At 41.4% G+C, this 19,360-nt stretch carries 19 protein-coding genes; 6 read left to right on the top strand and 13 right to left on the bottom strand.

Annotation, left to right across the window (positions count from 1 at the left end):
• Window positions 1-7: 7 nt before the first annotated feature.
• From ACFOSV_RS02885 to bshC, 3 genes are all read right to left on the bottom strand, one after another.
• Window positions 8-3,223, bottom strand: coding sequence for a SusC/RagA family TonB-linked outer membrane protein (locus tag ACFOSV_RS02885; RefSeq protein ID WP_377903207.1), 3,216 nt, complete (start codon window positions 3,221-3,223; stop codon window positions 8-10).
• 612 nt (window positions 3,224-3,835) lie between these two features.
• A complete protein-coding gene (locus tag ACFOSV_RS02880; protein ID WP_377903205.1) occupies window positions 3,836-4,417 on the bottom strand; it encodes a 5-formyltetrahydrofolate cyclo-ligase in 582 nt (193 codons plus the stop codon).
• Window positions 4,417-5,976: a bacillithiol biosynthesis cysteine-adding enzyme BshC gene (gene bshC / locus ACFOSV_RS02875; protein WP_377903203.1), complete on the bottom strand. Its 1,560-nt coding sequence runs from the start codon at window positions 5,974-5,976 to the stop codon at window positions 4,417-4,419. Before bshC ends, ACFOSV_RS02880 begins: the two co-directional genes overlap by 1 nt.
• 182 nt (window positions 5,977-6,158) lie before the next feature.
• Here bshC and ACFOSV_RS02870 point away from each other — a divergent pair, with 182 nt between their 5' ends.
• From ACFOSV_RS02870 to ACFOSV_RS02855, 4 genes are read left to right on the top strand one after another with little or no spacing between them, the layout of a single operon-like run.
• Complete coding sequence (locus ACFOSV_RS02870) at window positions 6,159-7,400, top strand: M16 family metallopeptidase (RefSeq protein ID WP_377903201.1); 1,242 nt, start codon at window positions 6,159-6,161, stop codon at window positions 7,398-7,400.
• Window positions 7,397-7,879: a 2-C-methyl-D-erythritol 2,4-cyclodiphosphate synthase gene (ispF, locus tag ACFOSV_RS02865; RefSeq protein ID WP_377903199.1), complete on the top strand. Its 483-nt coding sequence runs from the start codon at window positions 7,397-7,399 to the stop codon at window positions 7,877-7,879. Before ACFOSV_RS02870 ends, ispF begins: the two co-directional genes overlap by 4 nt.
• A gap of 2 nt (window positions 7,880-7,881) precedes the next feature.
• The gene (gene mnmD, locus ACFOSV_RS02860; RefSeq protein ID WP_377903197.1) at window positions 7,882-8,556 is read left to right on the top strand and encodes a tRNA (5-methylaminomethyl-2-thiouridine)(34)-methyltransferase MnmD; all 675 of its coding nucleotides are present in this window, start codon (window positions 7,882-7,884) and stop codon (window positions 8,554-8,556) included.
• 30 nt (window positions 8,557-8,586) lie between these two features.
• On the top strand, window positions 8,587-9,060 hold the full coding sequence (locus ACFOSV_RS02855) for a Clp protease ClpB (RefSeq protein ID WP_377903195.1): 474 nt from the start codon (window positions 8,587-8,589) through the stop codon (window positions 9,058-9,060).
• An 8-nt stretch (window positions 9,061-9,068) separates the two neighbouring features.
• Here ACFOSV_RS02855 and ACFOSV_RS02850 read toward each other — a convergent pair whose 3' ends face one another.
• From ACFOSV_RS02850 to ACFOSV_RS02830, 5 genes are all read right to left on the bottom strand, one after another.
• Window positions 9,069-9,731: a phosphatidylserine decarboxylase family protein gene (locus tag ACFOSV_RS02850; protein ID WP_377903193.1), complete on the bottom strand. Its 663-nt coding sequence runs from the start codon at window positions 9,729-9,731 to the stop codon at window positions 9,069-9,071.
• Window positions 9,732-9,800: 69 nt separating this feature from the next.
• Entirely contained in the window at window positions 9,801-11,078 is a 1,278-nt protein-coding gene (locus ACFOSV_RS02845) for a Glu/Leu/Phe/Val family dehydrogenase (protein WP_377903191.1), read from the bottom strand.
• A gap of 68 nt (window positions 11,079-11,146) precedes the next feature.
• Window positions 11,147-11,986, bottom strand: coding sequence for a phosphatidate cytidylyltransferase (locus tag ACFOSV_RS02840; RefSeq protein WP_377903189.1), 840 nt, complete (start codon window positions 11,984-11,986; stop codon window positions 11,147-11,149).
• Window positions 11,970-12,176, bottom strand: coding sequence for a putative signal transducing protein (locus ACFOSV_RS02835; protein WP_377903187.1), 207 nt, complete (start codon window positions 12,174-12,176; stop codon window positions 11,970-11,972). The genes ACFOSV_RS02840 and ACFOSV_RS02835 overlap by 17 nt, the downstream gene beginning before the upstream one ends.
• Window positions 12,151-13,107 carry a CPBP family intramembrane glutamic endopeptidase gene (locus ACFOSV_RS02830; RefSeq protein ID WP_377903185.1) on the bottom strand — a complete coding sequence of 319 codons (957 nt, stop codon included), beginning with the start codon at window positions 13,105-13,107 and terminating at the stop codon, window positions 12,151-12,153. Before ACFOSV_RS02830 ends, ACFOSV_RS02835 begins: the two co-directional genes overlap by 26 nt.
• Window positions 13,108-13,142: 35 nt before the next feature.
• On the opposite strand from ACFOSV_RS02830, the gene dusB reads away from it, so the two are divergent.
• Together dusB and ACFOSV_RS02820 are read left to right on the top strand one after the other, a co-directional pair.
• Window positions 13,143-14,135, top strand: a complete 993-nt coding sequence (gene dusB / locus ACFOSV_RS02825; protein ID WP_377903183.1) for a tRNA dihydrouridine synthase DusB — start codon at window positions 13,143-13,145, stop codon at window positions 14,133-14,135.
• 84 nt (window positions 14,136-14,219) lie between these two features.
• Window positions 14,220-15,128 carry a DMT family transporter gene (locus tag ACFOSV_RS02820; protein WP_377903181.1) on the top strand — a complete coding sequence of 303 codons (909 nt, stop codon included), beginning with the start codon at window positions 14,220-14,222 and terminating at the stop codon, window positions 15,126-15,128.
• A gap of 150 nt (window positions 15,129-15,278) precedes the next feature.
• Here the strand turns inward: ACFOSV_RS02820 and ACFOSV_RS02815 are convergent, their stop codons facing one another.
• From ACFOSV_RS02815 to ACFOSV_RS02795, 5 genes are all read right to left on the bottom strand, one after another.
• Window positions 15,279-16,373: a DUF3810 domain-containing protein gene (locus ACFOSV_RS02815; protein ID WP_377903179.1), complete on the bottom strand. Its 1,095-nt coding sequence runs from the start codon at window positions 16,371-16,373 to the stop codon at window positions 15,279-15,281.
• 6 nt (window positions 16,374-16,379) lie between these two features.
• The gene (locus ACFOSV_RS02810) at window positions 16,380-16,961 is read right to left on the bottom strand and encodes a NifU family protein (protein ID WP_377903177.1); all 582 of its coding nucleotides are present in this window, start codon (window positions 16,959-16,961) and stop codon (window positions 16,380-16,382) included.
• 76 nt (window positions 16,962-17,037) lie between these two features.
• Complete coding sequence (locus ACFOSV_RS02805; RefSeq protein WP_377903175.1) at window positions 17,038-17,766, bottom strand: ThuA domain-containing protein; 729 nt, start codon at window positions 17,764-17,766, stop codon at window positions 17,038-17,040.
• Window positions 17,767-17,811: 45 nt separating this feature from the next.
• Window positions 17,812-18,561, bottom strand: a complete 750-nt coding sequence (locus ACFOSV_RS02800; protein WP_377903173.1) for a M15 family metallopeptidase — start codon at window positions 18,559-18,561, stop codon at window positions 17,812-17,814.
• Window positions 18,558-19,322 (bottom strand): SDR family NAD(P)-dependent oxidoreductase, encoded by a 765-nt coding sequence (locus ACFOSV_RS02795; protein WP_377903171.1) that lies wholly within the window; start codon window positions 19,320-19,322, stop codon window positions 18,558-18,560. The genes ACFOSV_RS02800 and ACFOSV_RS02795 overlap by 4 nt, the downstream gene beginning before the upstream one ends.
• Window positions 19,323-19,360 lie beyond the last annotated feature (38 nt).

The raw sequence follows: 19,360 nt of genomic DNA, 5'->3' as shown, positions 1-19,360 counted from the left end.
TTGGAGATTAGAATGTAAGAGTAATCGTTCCACCGAATCTTCTTGAGCTAGGGCCAGTCACAAAGTCGAAACCAAGACCGTTACCTACACCTGTACCCAACACGTCTACGTCATAGTTCATGTTTGGAGGGAAGTTCAATGCTACAAACCAAAGATTGGTGCCACTCACCGCAACAGAAGCTCTCTTAAATGGAGTTTTTGCCATCAAGTTCATTGGTATTTCATATCCCAAAGAAAGCTCTCTAAGACGAACCATAGAACCATCAAATACGTTAGGCTCATCCGTAGCACCTTGGTAACCAGCGAAGAAGTAGTTAGAAGCCGTGATCTGAATATCATTTGGCGTTCCATCCTCCTTTATACCTGGCATGATGAAAGTAAGTTCTCTATCAACAACAGGGTCTTTTGTTACACCTCTAGCTAGTGTTGCCGTTACAGTATTAGAGAACACTGCACCTTTGTGTCTGTACTCCATCATTGCATTCAAAGTGAAACCTTTCCAGCTGAAAGAGTTAATCCAAGATCCGTTCCAAGCTGGGTTAGGATCACCTAGAGTCACAAGATCTGCAGATGGCTTATAAAGACCATTCGCAAGTACAATTGGCTCACCAGTTTGCTCGTCCCGCTCAAAACCAATTCCTTTGATTACGTTGAATGGCTCACCTGGTACTGCGAAGTTTCCAAGGTTAGTAAATCCAGCCACAACAATTTGATCAAGGCCAGCTCCTAGCTCCATAGTCACAGATCTGTAGAGTCCCCAGTTCACAGTAGAATTCCATGTGAATCCAGAAGGAGTAGATACAGGAGTTACAGTAGCCTGGAATTCGATACCTCTAGTTCTAATTTTACCAACGTTGATCGCTGTAGAAGTAAATCCAGTTGCAGGATCAATTGGAGACTGAGTAATCAAATCTCTTGTACTTCTCTCATAAAGAGATAGGTCAAACTTCAATTTGTTATTGAACATTACAGCCTCAGCTCCAAATTCAACTTCTTGCTGAAGCTCAGGTCTCAAATTAGGATTACCCAATGTGTTTGCCACTGCGTGAGTCTGAGTCACTGTTCCATCAACGTCAAATGCACGTGAAGTTTGTGCTAGTACGTTTCTAGTTCTGTATGGTCTTGGGAAACCTGCAGATGTACCATATGCAAATCTCAGTTTCAAATCATTCAATGTATTGGAATTCCAATCAAACGCTGTAGTTGGAATGAAAGACACTGAAGCTCCTGGATATAGAATTCTTCTATTCTCTGGCTCTACAGTAGAAGTCCAATCATTTCTCGCAGAAAGATTTAAGAATAGGTAGTTATCATAATCAAGCGTTACGTTGGCATAGATACCCATTCTTCTTTCTTCTTGTGTGAAGTTAAGGTTTCCACCACCCACAGCATTTCTACTTGCTGAAGTTTCAAAGTTTTGGTGACGGAAAAGTCCAAATGCCAATTGACCTTGAGATGAAATACCTGACTGTGCATAACTATCATATCGAGTATTTCCACCCAACAATGCAGACATTCCGAATTTATCAGAAAACTCCTTCTTCCAGTTCAAGATCAAATCCTGATTCCAGATAGTATTTTGGATATTAATCGTGGTGTATAGACCAGACTGTACTGCCTGAGATCCACCAAGGTGACCCTTGTTATACTTAGACTCCTGAGTCTCTGTGTAAGTATCAAGACCGATTCTGTATGTTACAGAGAAATTGTCATTCAAGTCATAGATAAGTGAGGTTGAATTAAAGAATCTTTGTACATCAGATGTATTTTGGTAGTATTTCACCAACCAATTTGGATTCAAAATACCATTATTATTTCTGTAGTAAGTAGGTCTTTTTGTAACCGGATCTTCGAAAGGTAGGCCTCCAAGGTCAATGGAACGAGGAGTAAAGAGTACCTCTGCAAAAGCAGATGGAATTCCACCACTAGCCCCAGAACCAAATGCTGCGTTAACCGGTGGAGATTGTAGATCTGTAATAGCAAAAGTAAATGAAGACTGAACCGTAAGTTTGTCAGTAACAGCTGAATTCACACCCAAACCAAAGTTATATTTCTTCAATTCGTTACCTGGTGTAAAACCTTCTTCATCTGTGTAGCCAAAGCTAGCGCTATAGCCTGTTCTATCAGATCCACCTTGAATTTGGACCGAAGTATTGCTGATCAACCCTGTTCTGAAGAAAACTTTTGATGGATCATCATAAGCCTTATATTCATAATCAACAGGAGTCCCACCTACAATTCCGTCAACCCAAAACTGAGGGAATGCCTCTCTTACGTAAGAAACACCTGAAACTGCGTATGGATGAGGAATAGTTCTTCCTTCATCCAATCTAGGACCGAAGTTAGAGAAGAACAAACCTGGCGCCTGCTGGAAACCATTACCATATGTTTGACCATAGGTTGGAATCGAGGCTGCCTCATTTGTAAATACTGATTGATTAATGGTTACTTCAGCAGCTTTTCTTTTTGATGAGCCAGACTTGGTTGTAATCAAAATTACACCATTTCTACCTTGATCACCGTAAAGAACTGTCGCAGAAAGACCTTTCAATACCGACATGCTCTCAATGTTGTTTGGATCAATATCCAAGAATCGAGAAGATGTGGTCGTACCACCTGTTGTAAATCCATTTTGGGAGTTGGTACTCGTATTAAAAGGAACACCATCCACTACGAACAATGGCTGATTAGAACCAGTAGCGGAAGAATACCCTCTAATAACCATGTTGGTACCCGAACCGGACATACCATTGGTAGAAGTAATGTTCACACCTGGAACTTTTCCTTGTAGCACTCGAGCTACATCACCTTCAGGCCTGTTGGCAAGCTGCTCATCACCAACTGTGGTGACGCCATAGCCCAGCGCCTTCTTTTCTCTCTCAATACCAATCGCCGTTACTACCACTTCGGATAGTTGAGACGCATCAGTCATAAGAGTGACATTAATAACGGATCGATTCCCTATCGCCTCTTCTGCGGTCTCAAGACCAACAAAAGAGAAAATAAGTACGTCTGATCCAGCAGGTACAGTAATGGAATAATTACCATCCAAATCGGTGGTAGTCCCCACTGTTGTACCTTTCACGAGGACGGTTGCACCTGGCAAACCTAGTCCATCTTCCTCGGAAATTACCGTACCGGTAACCACCCGTTGCTGCGCCGACACCTCATAACTGAGTGTCATGGTGAAAAGCGCAACAACATAGAGTAAAGCTTTTCTCATAAGGTATTTAGTTTAGTTGATCTGTAAAGAAAATTTATTTGAACTGAATTTCAAAATATACTTTGTAACATTTTTTAACATGGTATGTTAATATTAATTATATTTTTATTTACATTTTTGAGTAAAAAAATTGGTCATTATTTTATTTTTCTCGTTATAAGTCAATTTATGTGTGGTTTGTAGTATCAGCGGTTAAAAATTGTTCCGAATGGCCTCAGAAGATGATTATTTGGATTATAGCCTTATTATTAAATTTATTTATCCAAATGAGAGGATTTTTCAATATTACCGAAACAATATTTGGGAAGATCTATGAAAATTAGAATAATCAAAAAATTTATTCTATCGAGAATTTAATTCTGTAAAAATATAATTTTTATTTACATGAGGTTATCAGTTTTTTATTTCAAAAAAATAAATTAAATCGACACTTTATTCCAAATAAATGATTGATTTCGACATTTGGTCAGAAAAAAATATTTAATTTTTTTGCTCCGGGTAAAAAAAAGTTGAATTTCCTGCCAAAAAATGAATTTCCTACCTGATCTGGTTAAAATTCTATATTGATCCCTTAAAAAAAATGAAAATTTTTAAAAACGAGGGTTCAGCCGACTATTCCTGTTTTGCGAATTGGAAAATGTCTCCAGTCCAGATGTAAAAATCAAGTACCACATCATGGTTTTCCTCCAAAATTCGTGGCTCTGGCTCGAAAAAACCCAGCCCCACCTTAATCACACTTGGTTTCAAGCCTTTTAGAAACTGATCGTAGTATCCTTTACCATAGCCTATCCGATTTCCGAACAGATCGACCGATAAAAGTGGAATTAAAACCATCTCCAGTTGATCTGTTTCACAAGGCTCGTTGTGTTTAGGAACTGGAATACCCCATTCATCTAAATCAAACTCTTCACCAGGTTGCAACTGAACCGTAATCATTTCCTTTTTATTGGTCTGTGTAATCGAGGTGTAGACCTGTACTTCCCTGCTCCACAGAAAATCTAAGATTAAAAAGGTATTGACTTCGTTTAATTTTTGGATGGGTAAAAATAAGTGCACGTGACTAATACCATCAAGGGATTCAAAAAAGTTGATAAAATTTGAAAGGATCTGATGACTTTCAGACTCAACCTGCTCAGCAGTTAATTCTCGTCTGAGCGCTCTATACTTTGCCCGAAGTTCATTTTTACTTTTCATCAGAGCTCGAGCACCCACATTTTAAAGCCCAATGGATCCAGGGATTCCAAAAGCTCTTCGATCAAGTTGGGATTGGAAAGATAAAACTCCATCATATTCGCTACTCGCTCCTGGGGAGCACCTCCAGGTTTCAAATAGGCTTCAAGAGAGTCAACTCGATCAAAGGTAATTTTATGCCTCCTCTCCTCAGCTTTCCTCAATTTTCTTCCCATTTGATCCAAAATCTTGATGGATCGAACCTTGCCTGCTTCAAATGCTGATTGTAGGCTTTTCTCTAGTTTTTGCGCCTCGAACCCAGCCTGATCATAAAGTTTTGATAGTTCAGCTCGTTCCTCCGCTAAGGTGAGGTCTACATCTGCATGCTTTTTTACATAATCCTTTTTCCAAACTTCCTTGTCCTGAAAAATCTCTTTGACTTCCCAGCCAAGCTGATCTATTTTCCATAGAGCTGGCTTCGATAGAATCAAAGCAAAGTTTCGTGGTAAAACCATGGGAAATGGGACGTCAAAATGATCAAAGACTCCTTTCAATTGCAGCCAATAAATCACCTCTGCAGGGCCACCTAAATAAGCGATGTTTGGAAGTATCATCTCTTGATAGAGCGGTCTCAACACCACATTGGGACTGAAAGCCTCAGGATACTCTTCCACTTTTTGAAGAATCTCCTCGCGAGAAAAGCTGATATCGGTATTTAAAACATGGTAGCGATCTCCCACCATCTCAATTCGCTCACGACATCCTCTTTCCATGTAGAAAAAATTAATTTCTCTTGGGAAAATTTGTCCTTTGTACCCTAGGTGTTCTAACTTTTCGGTAACCTCGGTAGCACACTGAAAGGCATGATGATCCAAAAGGTCATCTTTAATCACCGGTGTGAAAATCCTTTTAAGTGCAGCATCATTTCCATCCACGATAAGTAAACCATGCTCTCCAAAAAGAGAATGAACATATTTCCTCACTGCCTCAGCCAGTGTTTTGGACGATCTATACGCCTCTAGAAATACTGGTGCGGCAAAAGAAACCTCTTTCAAAAAATTTTGGAAGGATTTATCCAATATAAAATCACCAACAGCACCCGTTTGATCAGATTTCCATTCGTATTTATTTCCGTCCAGCTTGAAGTAATTGATTTCATCAAAATCATGATCTTCACTCGCCATCCAATACATCGGAACAAAATTCGATTTGGGATAAGTCTCCTTTAGCTTTTTGGCCAAATTAATAGTGGACACAATTTTATAGACAAAATACAATGGCCCGGTAAAAAGATTTAATTGATGCCCTGTGGTCACAGTGAAAGTATTCCCTTCCAATAATGACTCAAGATTAGCTGATGCCGCATCTCCTAGCTCTAGTCCTTTGTACTGCTCTGTGAGCGAGGTGTGTAAAATGCGTCTTTTATCTTGACTAAAGTTCTTCTGAGCCATTGCATCTTGGAAAGACTCTAGCCTTGGCAAATGAGAATAGAAGGGTTTCAATACCTCTTTACCTTCCAAATAATCTAAAAAGAATGCGGAAAACTGATTTGTATCGCGGAGGTCAATGCCTTGTACTTTCATTTGTTTTTATTTAGCAACCCAATGGATTTGACTGTCTCAAAGTTCGAATTTTTTCTTAAAAAATTTCTTTCACTTACATCAAAGGCACATTTCGCATCAAAAAGAAACAATTCACTCCTTATATATTGTTTGTTATTCGGGAAAAAAGCAAAAAGCTTAGCTTTGCTTCCCAACACTGATTTATGCTTCAATACGAAAGACTTTTCCTTCCAAATGGCCTTGAGGTCATAATTCATGAGGACCATAGCAGCAAAATGGCTACCGTGAACCTTTTATATAAAGTGGGTTCTCGGCACGAACAATCTGGAAAAACAGGCTTGGCCCACTTTTTTGAACATCTAATGTTTGGTGGGTCCAAATACGTTCCTGTATTTGATCGAGAACTCGAACGTGTGGGAGGGTCGTGTAATGCTTTTACCAGTCCAGACATTACCAATTATTACGTGACGCTACCAGCCGTGAATGTAGAAACGGCACTTTGGCTAGAATCAGATCGTATGTTTCAATTGGCATTAACCGAAAAGACGATCGAAACCCAAAGGAAGGTGGTCCTTGAAGAATACAAGCAACGCTACCTCAATCAACCCTACGGAGATGTTTTTCATCATTTGAGGGATTTGGCTTTTGAAACCCACCCCTATCGATGGCCTACAATCGGGCAAAGTCTAAGCGATATCGAGGGCTACACAGCCGAAGATGTTCAAGCTTTCTATCATAAACACTATTCTCCTGCCAATGCAATCCTAGTGATTGCAGGGGATGTATATCCTATCGAAATAGAAAGACTGGTCAAAAAGTGGTTTGGAAACATCAGCCCCAATGGCTACAAAAAAACTCCAGTCATCAAAGAGCCTTTGCAGACCACCAAAAAAAACAAGGTCCTTGAAAAGGCAGTCCCAACGGATGCACTTTACAAAGCATATAAAATGCCTGCCAGAGGCCAGGAAGGATATTTGGAGGCAGACCTCATCACGGATTTGTTGGGTTTCGGCAATTCATCTCCTTTACAAGTTGAATTGGTAAAAAAGGGTAGGCACTTTTCCACCGCAGGAGCTTACATTTTAGGGTCTGTTGATCCAGGCTTATTAGTTTTTTCGGGTAAAATGGAAGAAAACATCTCTTCCATTCAGGCAGAAAAAGAATTGGATACACTAGTATCCAGCTACTTCAAGAATGAGATCAGTCAGCGCTCCCTTCAAAAAATCAAAAACCAAGGGGAAGCCATGAAGACCTACGAAGGTATCCAACTTTTGAACAGGGCCATGAATTTAGCCTATCATGCTCATTTGGGTGATCCTAAGGGGTATTGGGAGGAATTTGAGCAAAAGAAATCAATTGAGGCCGAGAGTATCATCTCTTGGGCTCACCAAATATTAAAGGAGGAAAACGCCTCCGTTTTACACTATCAATCAAGTAAAGCATGAGCAATTTTAGAATAGGATTTGGATACGACGTCCACCAACTGCAGCCAGACTACGACTTCTGGCTAGGCGGTATCAAACTCGAGCATCATCTCGGCGCTGTGGGTCATTCGGATGCAGATGTTTTAATTCATGTCATCTGTGATGCATTATTGGGCGCAGCCAATATTAGAGATATTGGCTATCACTTTTCAGACAAAGACCCAAAATATAAGGGAATCGATAGTAAAATTTTACTAAAAGAAGTGATGCGGCTCCTTCGGGAAGAAGGATATGAAGTAGGGAATATTGATACCACGGTTTGTCTTCAAGAACCAAAGGTAAATCCACACATTCCTGCTATCAAAGCCTGTTTAAGTGAGGTGATGGACGTGGCAGAAGATGATATTTCCATCAAAGCTACCACAACAGAGCGGCTAGGGTTTGTAGGTAGAGAAGAAGGCGTTTCGGCTTATTGTGTTGCATTGATATACAAAGTCTAATCATGGCAGTTAAACTCATTACCACCGAAGATGGGTCACACTCCCTTTATCACGACGAGCTAAAGGAAACTTACCACAGTTTCCATGGGGCATTCAAGGAGTCTATTCACGTTTTTATGCTCTATGGCTTGGATTCTTGGCTGATGCAAAACCCCAATAAAAAGCCTATCCGCGTATTTGAAGTTGGTTTTGGAACTGGCCTAAACGCCTGGCTAAGCTTGGTATGGGCAGAGCAAAATAAAATCCCTATGCTCTATCACACGATCGAGCCTTTTCCTTTGGAGGAAGAAATCTACTCTCAGCTCAACTATGGAGATATCGACAGCGGAATTTTTCATTACAAACCCTATTTGCAAAAACTTCATCGAGCACCTTGGGATGAAGGTACCGTCATGTCTGAATACTTCAATATGAAGAAAGAGAAAACCACATTACAGGACGTACAATTATATCTCATGGATGTGGTTTTTTATGATGCCTTTGCTCCAAAAAAACAACCTGATTTATGGGAAAAGCACCTTTTTGAAAAAATCTACCAAATGATGCGACCTGGAGCTGTATTGACCACTTATTGTGCCACCGGACAGCTCAGACGGGATTTGGCAGAAATAGGATTTCAAGTAGAAAAGCAACCTGGACCGCCGGGAAAAAAGGAAATGACTCGAGCCTGGAAATAAAAAGGCATGTCCTTTGAGAAGGAATAGTACATGAAAAGATTAAGTGTACTATCCCTTCTTTTTTTTGGGCTACAGTTAGCACCTAGTATGGGGCAAGCCAAATTAGAAAAATTAATATCCGAACGTGAGATTCTCATCAATCAGTGGAATGACTCGGAAGATCAGAAATCTGGAATTTTCGGCAATCGCACCAAAAAAGATATGATCGAAACCAATTCTTGGCTTCAGCGGATCATTAACAAAGACAATCAAATCATGGAAGAACTGGAATTACTCAGTTCTATTGAAAGTGCGGAGCTGGGTCAGGAAAAGGAGGATTACAAAAGTATTGCTTTCAGATGTGAAGAGCAGGTTCAAATCTTAAAACGTGTGATTTCAGAAAAAGAATTAGATATAGACGCCGCAAAGCAAGAAAAACGCCCACTTGAGTGGGCGTCCTTAATTTTATTTTTGACTTCTTTAGCATTGGGCCTTTGGCTCTATCGAGTAAAGAAAGCCACATAAAAAGTTTATTAGTTTTTCAATCTCGCAATAGGAGTCCTAGCCCCTTTGGTCACCTGGTCTAGCTCCACTAGAATTTCAGTACCCAATGGAAGGAATAAGTCTACTCTAGATCCAAATTTGATAAAGCCGAACTCCGCCCCCTGGTCCAAAGTAGATCCTGCATCCACATACCATTTGATTCGTCGCGCAAGTGCCCCAGCGATTTGTCGAACAAGCACCTTGACTCCAGAATCGGTCTTCAATACCATAGTGGTTCGTTCATTTTCAGTGCTGGATTTCGGATGCCAAGCCACCAAATATTTACCTGGATGATATTTGAAATATTCTACCACTCCCTTGAGTGGGGATCTGTTCACATGAACATTGATCGGAGACATAAAGATGGATACTTGAATCCTCTTTTCCTTGAGGTACTCGTCCTCCATTGTTTCCTCAATCACCACCACTTTACCATCAGCTGGGGCATACATCACATTTTCTTCATTTGGTAAATCGAAAATCGGATTTCTGAAAAATTGAAGGACGATCAAGAAAAACAAGATACTAACTGCTAGTACCAGCTGCAAAATCGAGGTCGATTCGGGGATTAAGTAGTACAGCGTTCCGTTCAGCCCTACCAGTATGATGGTTAGCCAAATTAATAGCGATCTCCCCTCTTTGTGAATAGTCATAGTCTTAAAGCAAAAGGCGTGAAGTAAACTTCACGCCTCAAAGATAAAACAAAGTTTTTATAGAAGGTATTAATACCCCCCACGATACGTATATGTTGCGGCCACTTTTTCAATAGCCACAATGTAAGCCGCTATTCGCATTGGCACATCGTACTTTTTTGATGCACTGTAGACATGGTCAAAAGCATCCTTCATGATCCGATCAGAGCGTCTATTTACTCGATCTGCAGTCCACTTATAACCTAGTCTATTTTGTACCCACTCGAAATAAGACACAGTTACTCCACCAGCATTGGCAAGGATATCCGGTACCGCCATAATCCCTTTTTCATTGATGATGGAATCTGCCTTCGCTGAGGTAGGACCATTTGCTCCCTCCACGATCAACTTTGCCTTGATGTCATGAGCATTGTGAGATGTAATGACATCTTCTACAGCAGCAGGAACCAAAACATCCACATCCAATACTAAAAGATCCATCGGATCTGGAAGCTTATCCGCTCCCTTATACCCCTCCAGCGTGCCATTATTTGACTCTCTATATTCGATCGCCTCAATGATATTGATGCCATTTGAATTGTGGTATGCACCTGAAATATCTGAAATCGCTACGATTTTCAATCCTCTTTCTTCGAGAAGCCTGGCTGCCCAAGAACCCACATTGCCAAATCCTTGTACCGCGCAAGTAGCTTGGAAAGGATTAATTTTAAGTTTTTGCATCGCTGCGAGGGCCGAAACCATCACACCGCGTCCTGTCGCTTCAGTTCGGCCAAGTGAACCTCCAAGTACCAAAGGCTTTCCTGTCACCACGGAGTTTACAGTCATACCATGGGCTTTGGAATACTCATCCATCAGCCATGCCATTTCTCTAGGACCAGTTCCCATATCTGGAGCTGGGATATCTTTATCTGGACCAAACACATCGATCATTGCCATGGTATAGGCACGCATCAGTCTTTCGATCTCACCTTTAGACATTTCCCTTGGATTACATCTTACACCGCCTTTACCACCACCATAAGGAATATCTACCACGGCACACTTCCAAGTCATCCATGCAGCCAATGCCCGCACCTCATCGATGTGCACATCTGGAGCAAAACGAATCCCACCTTTTGCTGGACCGAGAATATTGGAATGAATTACTCGAATTCCCTCAAATACCTGGATTTTTCCATTATCCATGGTGATTGGCAGAGAAACGATTACTTGTTTGGCTGGATTTTTCAAGACATTGTACACCTCATCTGAGAGTCCAAGCTTTTCGGCGGCAATGTTGAATCTTTCCATCATTGACTCCAAAGGATTTTCTTTATCCTTAATGGGAGCCGGTTCAATGTAAGCCATATTGGGTTTATTTAGTATGTGAAATGCTATGCAATATTAAGTAGTTTTTCACTCTACTTGATATGGAATTAGAAGATTTTCAGAAATGCGGTGATAAATGGTGCTGAAAGAAGAAGTCCATCGAATCTATCCATGAATCCCCCATGTCCTGGCAGTCCTTTTCCAGAATCTTTGATCTCTATAGAACGCTTAAATAGAGACTCGATCAAGTCTCCATACGTGCCGGCAATTATTATAATTCCAGCGATCACGAGCCACTTCCAGTCTTCCACTACGTGAAAATATCGAGCCACTACAAAGGCAACGCCTATTGCCGCAAAAGCTCCTCCAAGGAAGCCTTCCCATGATTTTTTGGGCGATACTCGCTCAAAGAGCTTGGTCTTCCCAAACTTCGTGCCCGCGAAATATGCTCCTGTGTCACTTGCCCATAAAATCAGAAGGGAACCAATCAAAATTTCGTAGTGATACGTTTCGTCCACAGAAAAGACAGCAAGATTCAATAAAGAGAAGGGAACAGCGACATAAAACAGGCCCAAAAAGGTAAATGCGACCCCGGTAAATGGTTTCTTATCCGTTTTCTTATACAATTTGATAAAAAAGGTCAAAGAGGTAATTGGGAAAATCAAGAACAGATAGCTAGGATCTAGGTGTTCTTTTTGGATCATAAATGTGAGTCCGAAAATCAAGAGTCCAAGAAAAGTCCCAAAAGACTTTAACGGAAGCATACCGTCCAATCCGGTTAATTTGTAAAACTCCATTTGAGAAAATCCCAAAATGGCAGCAAAAATCAAGAAATAGGTCCAGTCAGAATAAACGCTCCCGCCAATGACGACAATTGCACCAATTACGGCCGTGATCGCTCTTTGTCCGAGGTTACTGTAATTATTGATATTAAAACGAGATCTCATTCTTGATCAGGTTGGTGGCAGCTAACACGTCTCCTCGCTTTACATGAACCTCGTAAGTTCCAAAGACTTGATATACTGATTCTTTTTTATTTAAAATTACCGCGTCAAAACCCTTTTCTGTGAGTACTCCTTTCACGATCTCAGCCCTCACTTGCTGCCCGTCCTCAAAGACCTTGATCCAATTCTCCATTTTGGGATTGATTTGTTTTCTTAAAGTAATAGATTCCTACCAATAGTACCAAAAACCCTGCAAAAGAGACGGGATAGGAAATGCTATCTGCGGATTCCAAATCAAAATCTACTTTTCCTTGATTGGCCAAATAGACCATCACCACGGTAAAGGCATTATTAAAGATATGTGCGATAATCGGATAAACTAATGAACCGGAGTACAAGTAAAGATATCCAAACATCGCACCAAGGAACATTCTAGGAAGAAATCCATAGAATTGAACGTGTATCGCCGAAAAAATAATTGCTGTGATCCATACACCCCAGTGAGCCGATCCCGTGTATTGATGAAACTTTGGCTGAACCAACCCTCTAAAAAAGACCTCTTCCCCTATGCCTGCCAGCAAACCTATCACCACTAATCCTACTATAAATTCCCCGGTAGATTGAAAATCCGTCAAAAATTTGGTCATCTCCATCAGCTGATCTTCCATTTCTCGCATCCAAAGCTCTAGACCGGATAGAAACTCGGGCAAGACCAATTTCGAATTAAGATCAACCAAAAAGGCATTAAAGAGCATTCCTCCAAGGGTGATCAGTAAGACAATCAAAAACCCCTGTGCGTTGAACCGACTCACTTGAAGGGGAAGATTCAGAAAAGCTTTTTCGATAAACTTAATTATAATCCATGCCGCCACTATAAAACCGATACCAGAGCCCACCCCCTGAACAAAGTACAGCGCCATTCTGCCATTAGGTATGTCAGTCGCACCACCTGTCATCAGACCCAGAAGCCCATCGATAGAAATATCAAAAATCAAGGGAATCAAGGCGAGCGCAACTCCTTGCAAAAGTACTAAGACCCCAAAAGTAACCAGCACGAGCACCACCAGAGACAAGAGCCAATTCTTAGTTTTGGCTATTTCAGCCTGGGTTTCATAAATCTCCATATATGAAGTAAATTTGCACAAATATAGTAGAAGAAGTGGTAAAGATCGGAAACCTAGAACTTGGAGAGTACCCCTTACTGCTCGCACCTATGGAGGATGTGAGCGACCCGCCTTTTCGTGCGGTTTGTAAGGAAAATGGGGCAGATTTGATGTATACCGAGTTTATCAGCTCGGAAGGACTTATCCGAGATGCCGCAAAGAGTGTTCAGAAACTGGATATTTTTGACTACGAAAAGCCTATAGGAATCCAGATTTTTGGGAATGAAATTCAATCCATGCGAGAGGCAGCAGCCATCGTGGAAGAAGCCCAGCCAGACATTCTCGATATCAATTATGGCTGCCCAGTAAATAAAGTAGCCTGCAAAGGCGCCGGAGCGGGAATCCTCTTGGACATTGATAAAATGGTTTCCATGACAGCTGAGATTGTCAAAGCCGTCAATCTACCCGTGACTGTAAAAACAAGACTTGGCTGGGACAACGACACCATCCGAATCGTAGAAGTAGCCGAGCGACTTCAAGATGTAGGCATACAAGCAATTAGCATTCACGCCCGTACCAGAAAACAAATGTATAAAGGTGAGGCGGACTGGAGCTATCTGAATAAAGTCAAAGAAAATCCAAGGCTACATATCCCAGTTTTTGGAAATGGTGATATCGATAGCCCGGAGCGAGCACTGGAATACAAAAACAAATACAACGTCGATGGAATGATGATCGGGCGTGCTTCGATTGGATACCCCTGGATCTTCAACGAAATCAAGCATTTTTTAGCTACTGGTGAAAAACTCAGTGCACCTGAACTAGGCGAACGTTTGGCGGTAGCCAAAAAGCATCTGGATTTTTCTGTACAATGGAAAGGTGAGAAACTTGGAATCCTTGAAATGCGAAGGCACTACACAAATTACTTCCGAGGTATGCCAAATTTCAAACCGTATCGTACTCGGATGGTCACCACAGAATCTTACGAAGAAGTGTGCGCAATCTTGGATGAAGTGGCAGAAGTTTTCTACGGTTACGAGTTTGCCTAAAGTCATTTCTTTCTCCATAAGCCAAAACAAAATCTGATTGAAATCACTTCTTTTGGGGTCACCCCAAAGATTTAAACACCACAAATGAGCTCCACATCTTCTGAGAATACGCTCCAAAATTGGGGTCTTTTGATTGCCTTGGCCTTAGTTTGGGGAAGTTCATTCATTTTAATCAAAAGAGGACTTATGGTTTTTTCACCAGGGGAGTTGGGGGCTTTTCGAATTGTGGCTGCGGGCACTTTCCTTCTCCCACTATCACTTCCTCGGATCAGAAAGTTAAATTCCAAGCAGATTCAAAATCTGATCATTGTGGGCTTGGTTGGAAGTTTCATTCCTGCATTTCTTTTTGCAAAAGCCCAAACGCAACTCAGCAGTTCGCTTACAGGGGTCCTAAATGCACTTACTCCACTCTTTGTGGTCCTGATTGGATCCATTTTTTTCCAGTCCAAAATCACGATTAGAAATGCTGTGGGATTAGCAATTGCATTTATTGGAGTCACAATTTTAGTTTCTGTCAAAGAAGGAAGCTCCTTTGGAGATTTCAGTGATATCAATGCTTATGCCTTCTTTGTAATCTTGGCATGTGTGTGCTATGGGTTTAATTTAAACCTAATCAAACACAATTTTGTGGAGCTAAAACCTGTGGAAATCACCGCGATTTCCTTATTGATGGTACTCCCGATTGCACTTGTATTTTTAATGGCTGGAACTGAGTTTTCTTATAAAATGGTAAGCGCAGATGGAGCTTTATTGGCTTTGACCTATGTGGCCATACTAGGAATTTTGGGTACCGCGATTGCCTTGATTTTCTTCAATAAACTGGTAAAAACAGCTACTCCGGTTTTTGCGAGTTCTGTGACTTATCTCATCCCAATCGTGGCAATCCTGTGGGGAGTTTGGGATGGGGAGACACTACTCCTGGGTCATTATATCGGTATAGCTGCGGTAATTCTTGGAGTTTGGATAGGAAATCGGAAAAAGCTCAAAAGTTAATTTCCTGCGTAATACTTCTTCTTTTCTCGCTTACTCATCTCTAGCTCTGTGATCTCCATAGGGTGAATTACCTCAAGCTCCAACAAATCTGGAATCACGAAAATGCTTTTAACCTTTGAAATTAGTTTTTAAAAACTAACAACCAAGGATTCAATCATTTTTCTCTGAACCAATATCTATTTGAAGGCTTTTTCTCCAAGCAAAAACCAGCATAGGAAGCTGCTGATAGCTCTTGATACCCTCCTTGACTCCTTGGGTTTTTAAAAAAATATCATTGGAAGCACGGCTAAACTCCAAAGAAATGGGCGGATATCGATCAGCATACGCACGTATGGATAGAATATCATTCACTATTCCCCGATCCAAAGTAGAAACCCAAACCGCATATTCCTCAGGGTTCATTCTAGCAAAGTCACGCATCAAATAAATCATCAAACGCAACTCGGCAGCATAGTTTAGCCTCACAAAATCGCTTTGCGAGGCCACCAGCCAAGCTACAAAGTTAGCTTCACCCTCATTGGTCACCCCCACACTATGTGCCATTTCGTGAGCAATGGTAAATGGTTTTTCTAAAGGATGTAGACTCGGATCGATGTAGCTCTCTCCTGTAAATGGCCAATAAATCCCGAGAACTCCTGCTCTACGCATCATTCCCTCAGGAGGAAAGAGCTTGGTCCTCGGCTTTCCAGAATACTCGAGCCCAAGCAATCCCAGGTGCTGTTCCATTTCTTCCCTCACCCTATTTTCCACTTCTTCATACTGCAAGCCCTCAATAATCGCAGCTGTATCCTGCTTGATTAGGGGTCGAAGTTTGGTGGCTTGCTGTTCAGCTCTGAATAGTTCGGATTTTACTTCGGATTCCTCCAAAGGAAGTAATTCAAAACCCATTCTATTCGGAATAGTGGTTCGCTGATAATTGAACCCCCAGAGGACCAAGAAAAAAAAGATGATCGCCCCCAGTCCGTTTAAAACTGCTTGCATACTGTAGCCAAGTTTCTTCCGAGCTGATTTCCTCCGCCGAAGCTGAATGAAATAATAAACCAAAACCATGACAACGGAGAGTATAAAAAAATAGACGCTAGGAAAAGGTAATCTTCCTAGCGTCTGATCTATACTTATTCTTATCCAAGGAAAAAGGCCTTTGGAATATAGTCTATCGGTTGATTCTGGAAATTGACTGGCAAAAAAACGTATAATCAGAGCGATCAAACCAAGCAACGCCCAAAACCAATCCTTTATCTTCATACAGGCTTAAACTCCCTCAGCTTGAACCTCTTTCACTTCTGGAAGCATCCGAGTCAGTAGGTTTTCAATCCCTGCTTTCAAAGTAACTGTACTAGAAGGACAACCAGAGCATGAACCCTGAAGTAGTACCTTCACAATACCATCCTGAAAGGAATGAAAGACAATAGCTCCACCATCTTGCTCTACCGCTGGACGGATGTACTCATCGAGAATCCCTTTGATTTTCTTTACAGTCTCAGAGTCTGACTCATCGAACAGAGGATCCTTATCAAAACTCGCTTTTACAGCAGCTTTACCAGCTTCAAGGTACTGTTTGATGTGATCTCTAATGATCGTCTGGATTTCTGCCCATTCCACTGCTTCATCCTTTGTTACTGTCACGAAGTTTGAGGTGATGAAAACACGCTTGACAGCAGCAAAATTGAATAATTCCTGAGCAAGGGGCGAATTTTCTGCGCTAGCAGCATCTGGATAGTCAAAACTTACTCCATCATCCACTAACATAAAATTGGCCACAAACTTCAAAGAATTTGGATTTGGATTTGCCTCCATATAGAGGTGAACGGGTCTTGCCTGTGCTTGTAACATTCTCTTGTGATTTTAGAAGTATTGAACTGAATTGAGCGGATTAAGTTCCCGGATCAGTAATTCACTAGCAAAAATTTTATTTAAAAGGTTCCCCAGTAGCTGCATACCAGATCCCACCGTAAAGATGCTTCAGAAAAACATCATCCTCCCAGGCAGAATCCACATGACCCAGAGCGGTGTAAAATACCCGTCCTCCCTCAAATTCATGGTACCAAGCCATAGGATGATTCTCGCCATTTCCCTTAGCTACTTTATAGGTACTTTCATCCGCATTGAGAAGAATATTTAAGTCTGGATTAATATTTCTGTACTCATAGAGTTCGTCTGTCCACATCCAGTTTTTAGGCAAATGCCAAGTGGATGGATGATTGTCATCGACCACTTCCAGTCTAAGAGTTTGCTGAGCCGGATGAGCAAGGAAATAGGCGCCCATCATTTGATTGTACCATGGCCAGTCATATTCCGAATCAGCCGCAGCATGGACTCCAACGATACCCTTATCGCTTTGAATAAATTTTTGAAGTGCTGCTCGAGCTTCCTCATCAAAAATAGTCCCAGTGCTGCTCACTAGGATCAAAACGTCATATTTCATCAGGTTTTCTTCTTTCAAAACATTCGGATCTTCGGAAGCATGAACACTGAATACTTGCTTCTCCCCCATCTTTTTCAAAGCGACAACGGCATTAGGGATGGACTGGTGACGGAATCCTGCAGTTTTGGTATAGACCAATGCCCGAAATTGCTGGGCATGGACCATGCTTGCGCAAACAAAAAGCAAGGCAAAAAGAATGGACTTAAGTTTCATGGAATTAGGGTTTAAGGTTGATAATGGGTAATTATTGATGTTTTACTAGTTAACTATTTCAAATTTATCTCCAGCCTCTTTTCTGGAATATGCATTAAAATGCCACCATTCTGAGCCAATTCCGGTGAAGCCTGCCCCCGTCATCACCTTTCTCAAAATCTGACGATTAGCTACTTGATGGGCAGAAATTACTCCCTCTTGCAGCATCTGCTTTTCTCGATCAGGGTAGGCTGCATAGCCAAAAAAATCATAAGTAGTCCCCATATCCAAAGTAGAATCTGCGGCTAAATCATAAATCGTCAGATCCACAGCCACACCAAAATTATGCAAGCTTCCAACTTTGGGATCAGCTACGTACAGCGGCTTCACGCTATCTGGTTTGTCCAGATTATCCCAAAGAATTTGCTGAACGGATGCTGGTCTCACCCCATCATAAACCAAGAGTGTATAATCCTCGCTGACTTCTTTTAGTAGTTCTTGAGCCTTTTTAAGTCTCTCAGCAACTTCTGCTTGCAAATAGGCGCGGGTAAGATCTCCATACACATCTTGTCCAAAGAAATTATCTGTGGTAGAATATTTCAAATCCACTTTTATCCCGGGGATCACTTCTTCTAGATTTACTAATCCCTGATCGATTAGTGCATGTTCCAAAGCAGGGACTTGCACTTCGAGATCAATTTCTGGAACCGGGTTTAAGACTTTTCGCTGCTGCTCAGAGAAGATTTCTTGATCACTTTTTTGGGGTGCAGAGCACCCAAAGAATAAAATCAACACTACTAAAAATAGCCCCCTCATGAAGTAGCACTTTTCTTAACTAATGTGGCAGAGGCCTGGGCTGTTGGTAATACCACAATATCTGCAAGCACTACGTGTCGAGGTCTACTCACCACAAATTCAATGATCTCTGCAATATCCTCTGCCAGTAATGGTTCAAATCCTTGGTAAACCTTCTCGGCACGCTCTTCATCCCCCTTAAATCGAACCTGCGAAAACTCCGTTTCCACCAATCCTGGATGGATTCCAATGACTTTAATTCCAAATGGGTTTAGGTCGATGCGCATGCCGTCTGTGATCGCATCCACTGCATGCTTTGAGCCACAATAAACGTTTCCGTTTGGATACACTTCTTTCCCCGCAATAGAGCCAATATTGATAATAATCCCAGATTTTCTCTCCGTCATTCCTGGGATTATTACCTTGGAAACATAGAGAAGGCCCTTTACATTGATGTCCATCATAGCATCCCAATCATCAAGACTACCCGTTTGGATCGGGTCCAAGCCATGAGCATTTCCGGCATTATTGACCAATACTGAGATATTGGACCATTTTTTTGGCAGGCTTCCTAAAATTTCCATCACCTTGTCTCTATCTCTCACATCAAAGGTTAAGGGCAAAAAATCCACATTTTCAGGAAGTTCTTCTTTAAGTAAACCCAATCGCTCAGCTCTTCGTCCAGTCGCGATGATGTCAAAACCCATCTGTGCCAATTTGATCGCAGTAGCCCTACCAATACCAGAAGTGGCACCGGTGATGAGCGCAATTTTCTTTTCCATGTTGGAAGTTAAGAGATTCTAAAAAAAGTAGCGAATCT

Origin of the sequence: Algoriphagus namhaensis, assembly GCF_042649705.1 — a bacterium.
GTDB classification, from domain to species: Bacteria; Bacteroidota; Bacteroidia; order Cytophagales; family Cyclobacteriaceae; genus Algoriphagus; species Algoriphagus namhaensis.
Note: the sequence above shows the minus strand (reverse complement) of the source record. Positions and strands in the feature narration are given on the sequence as shown.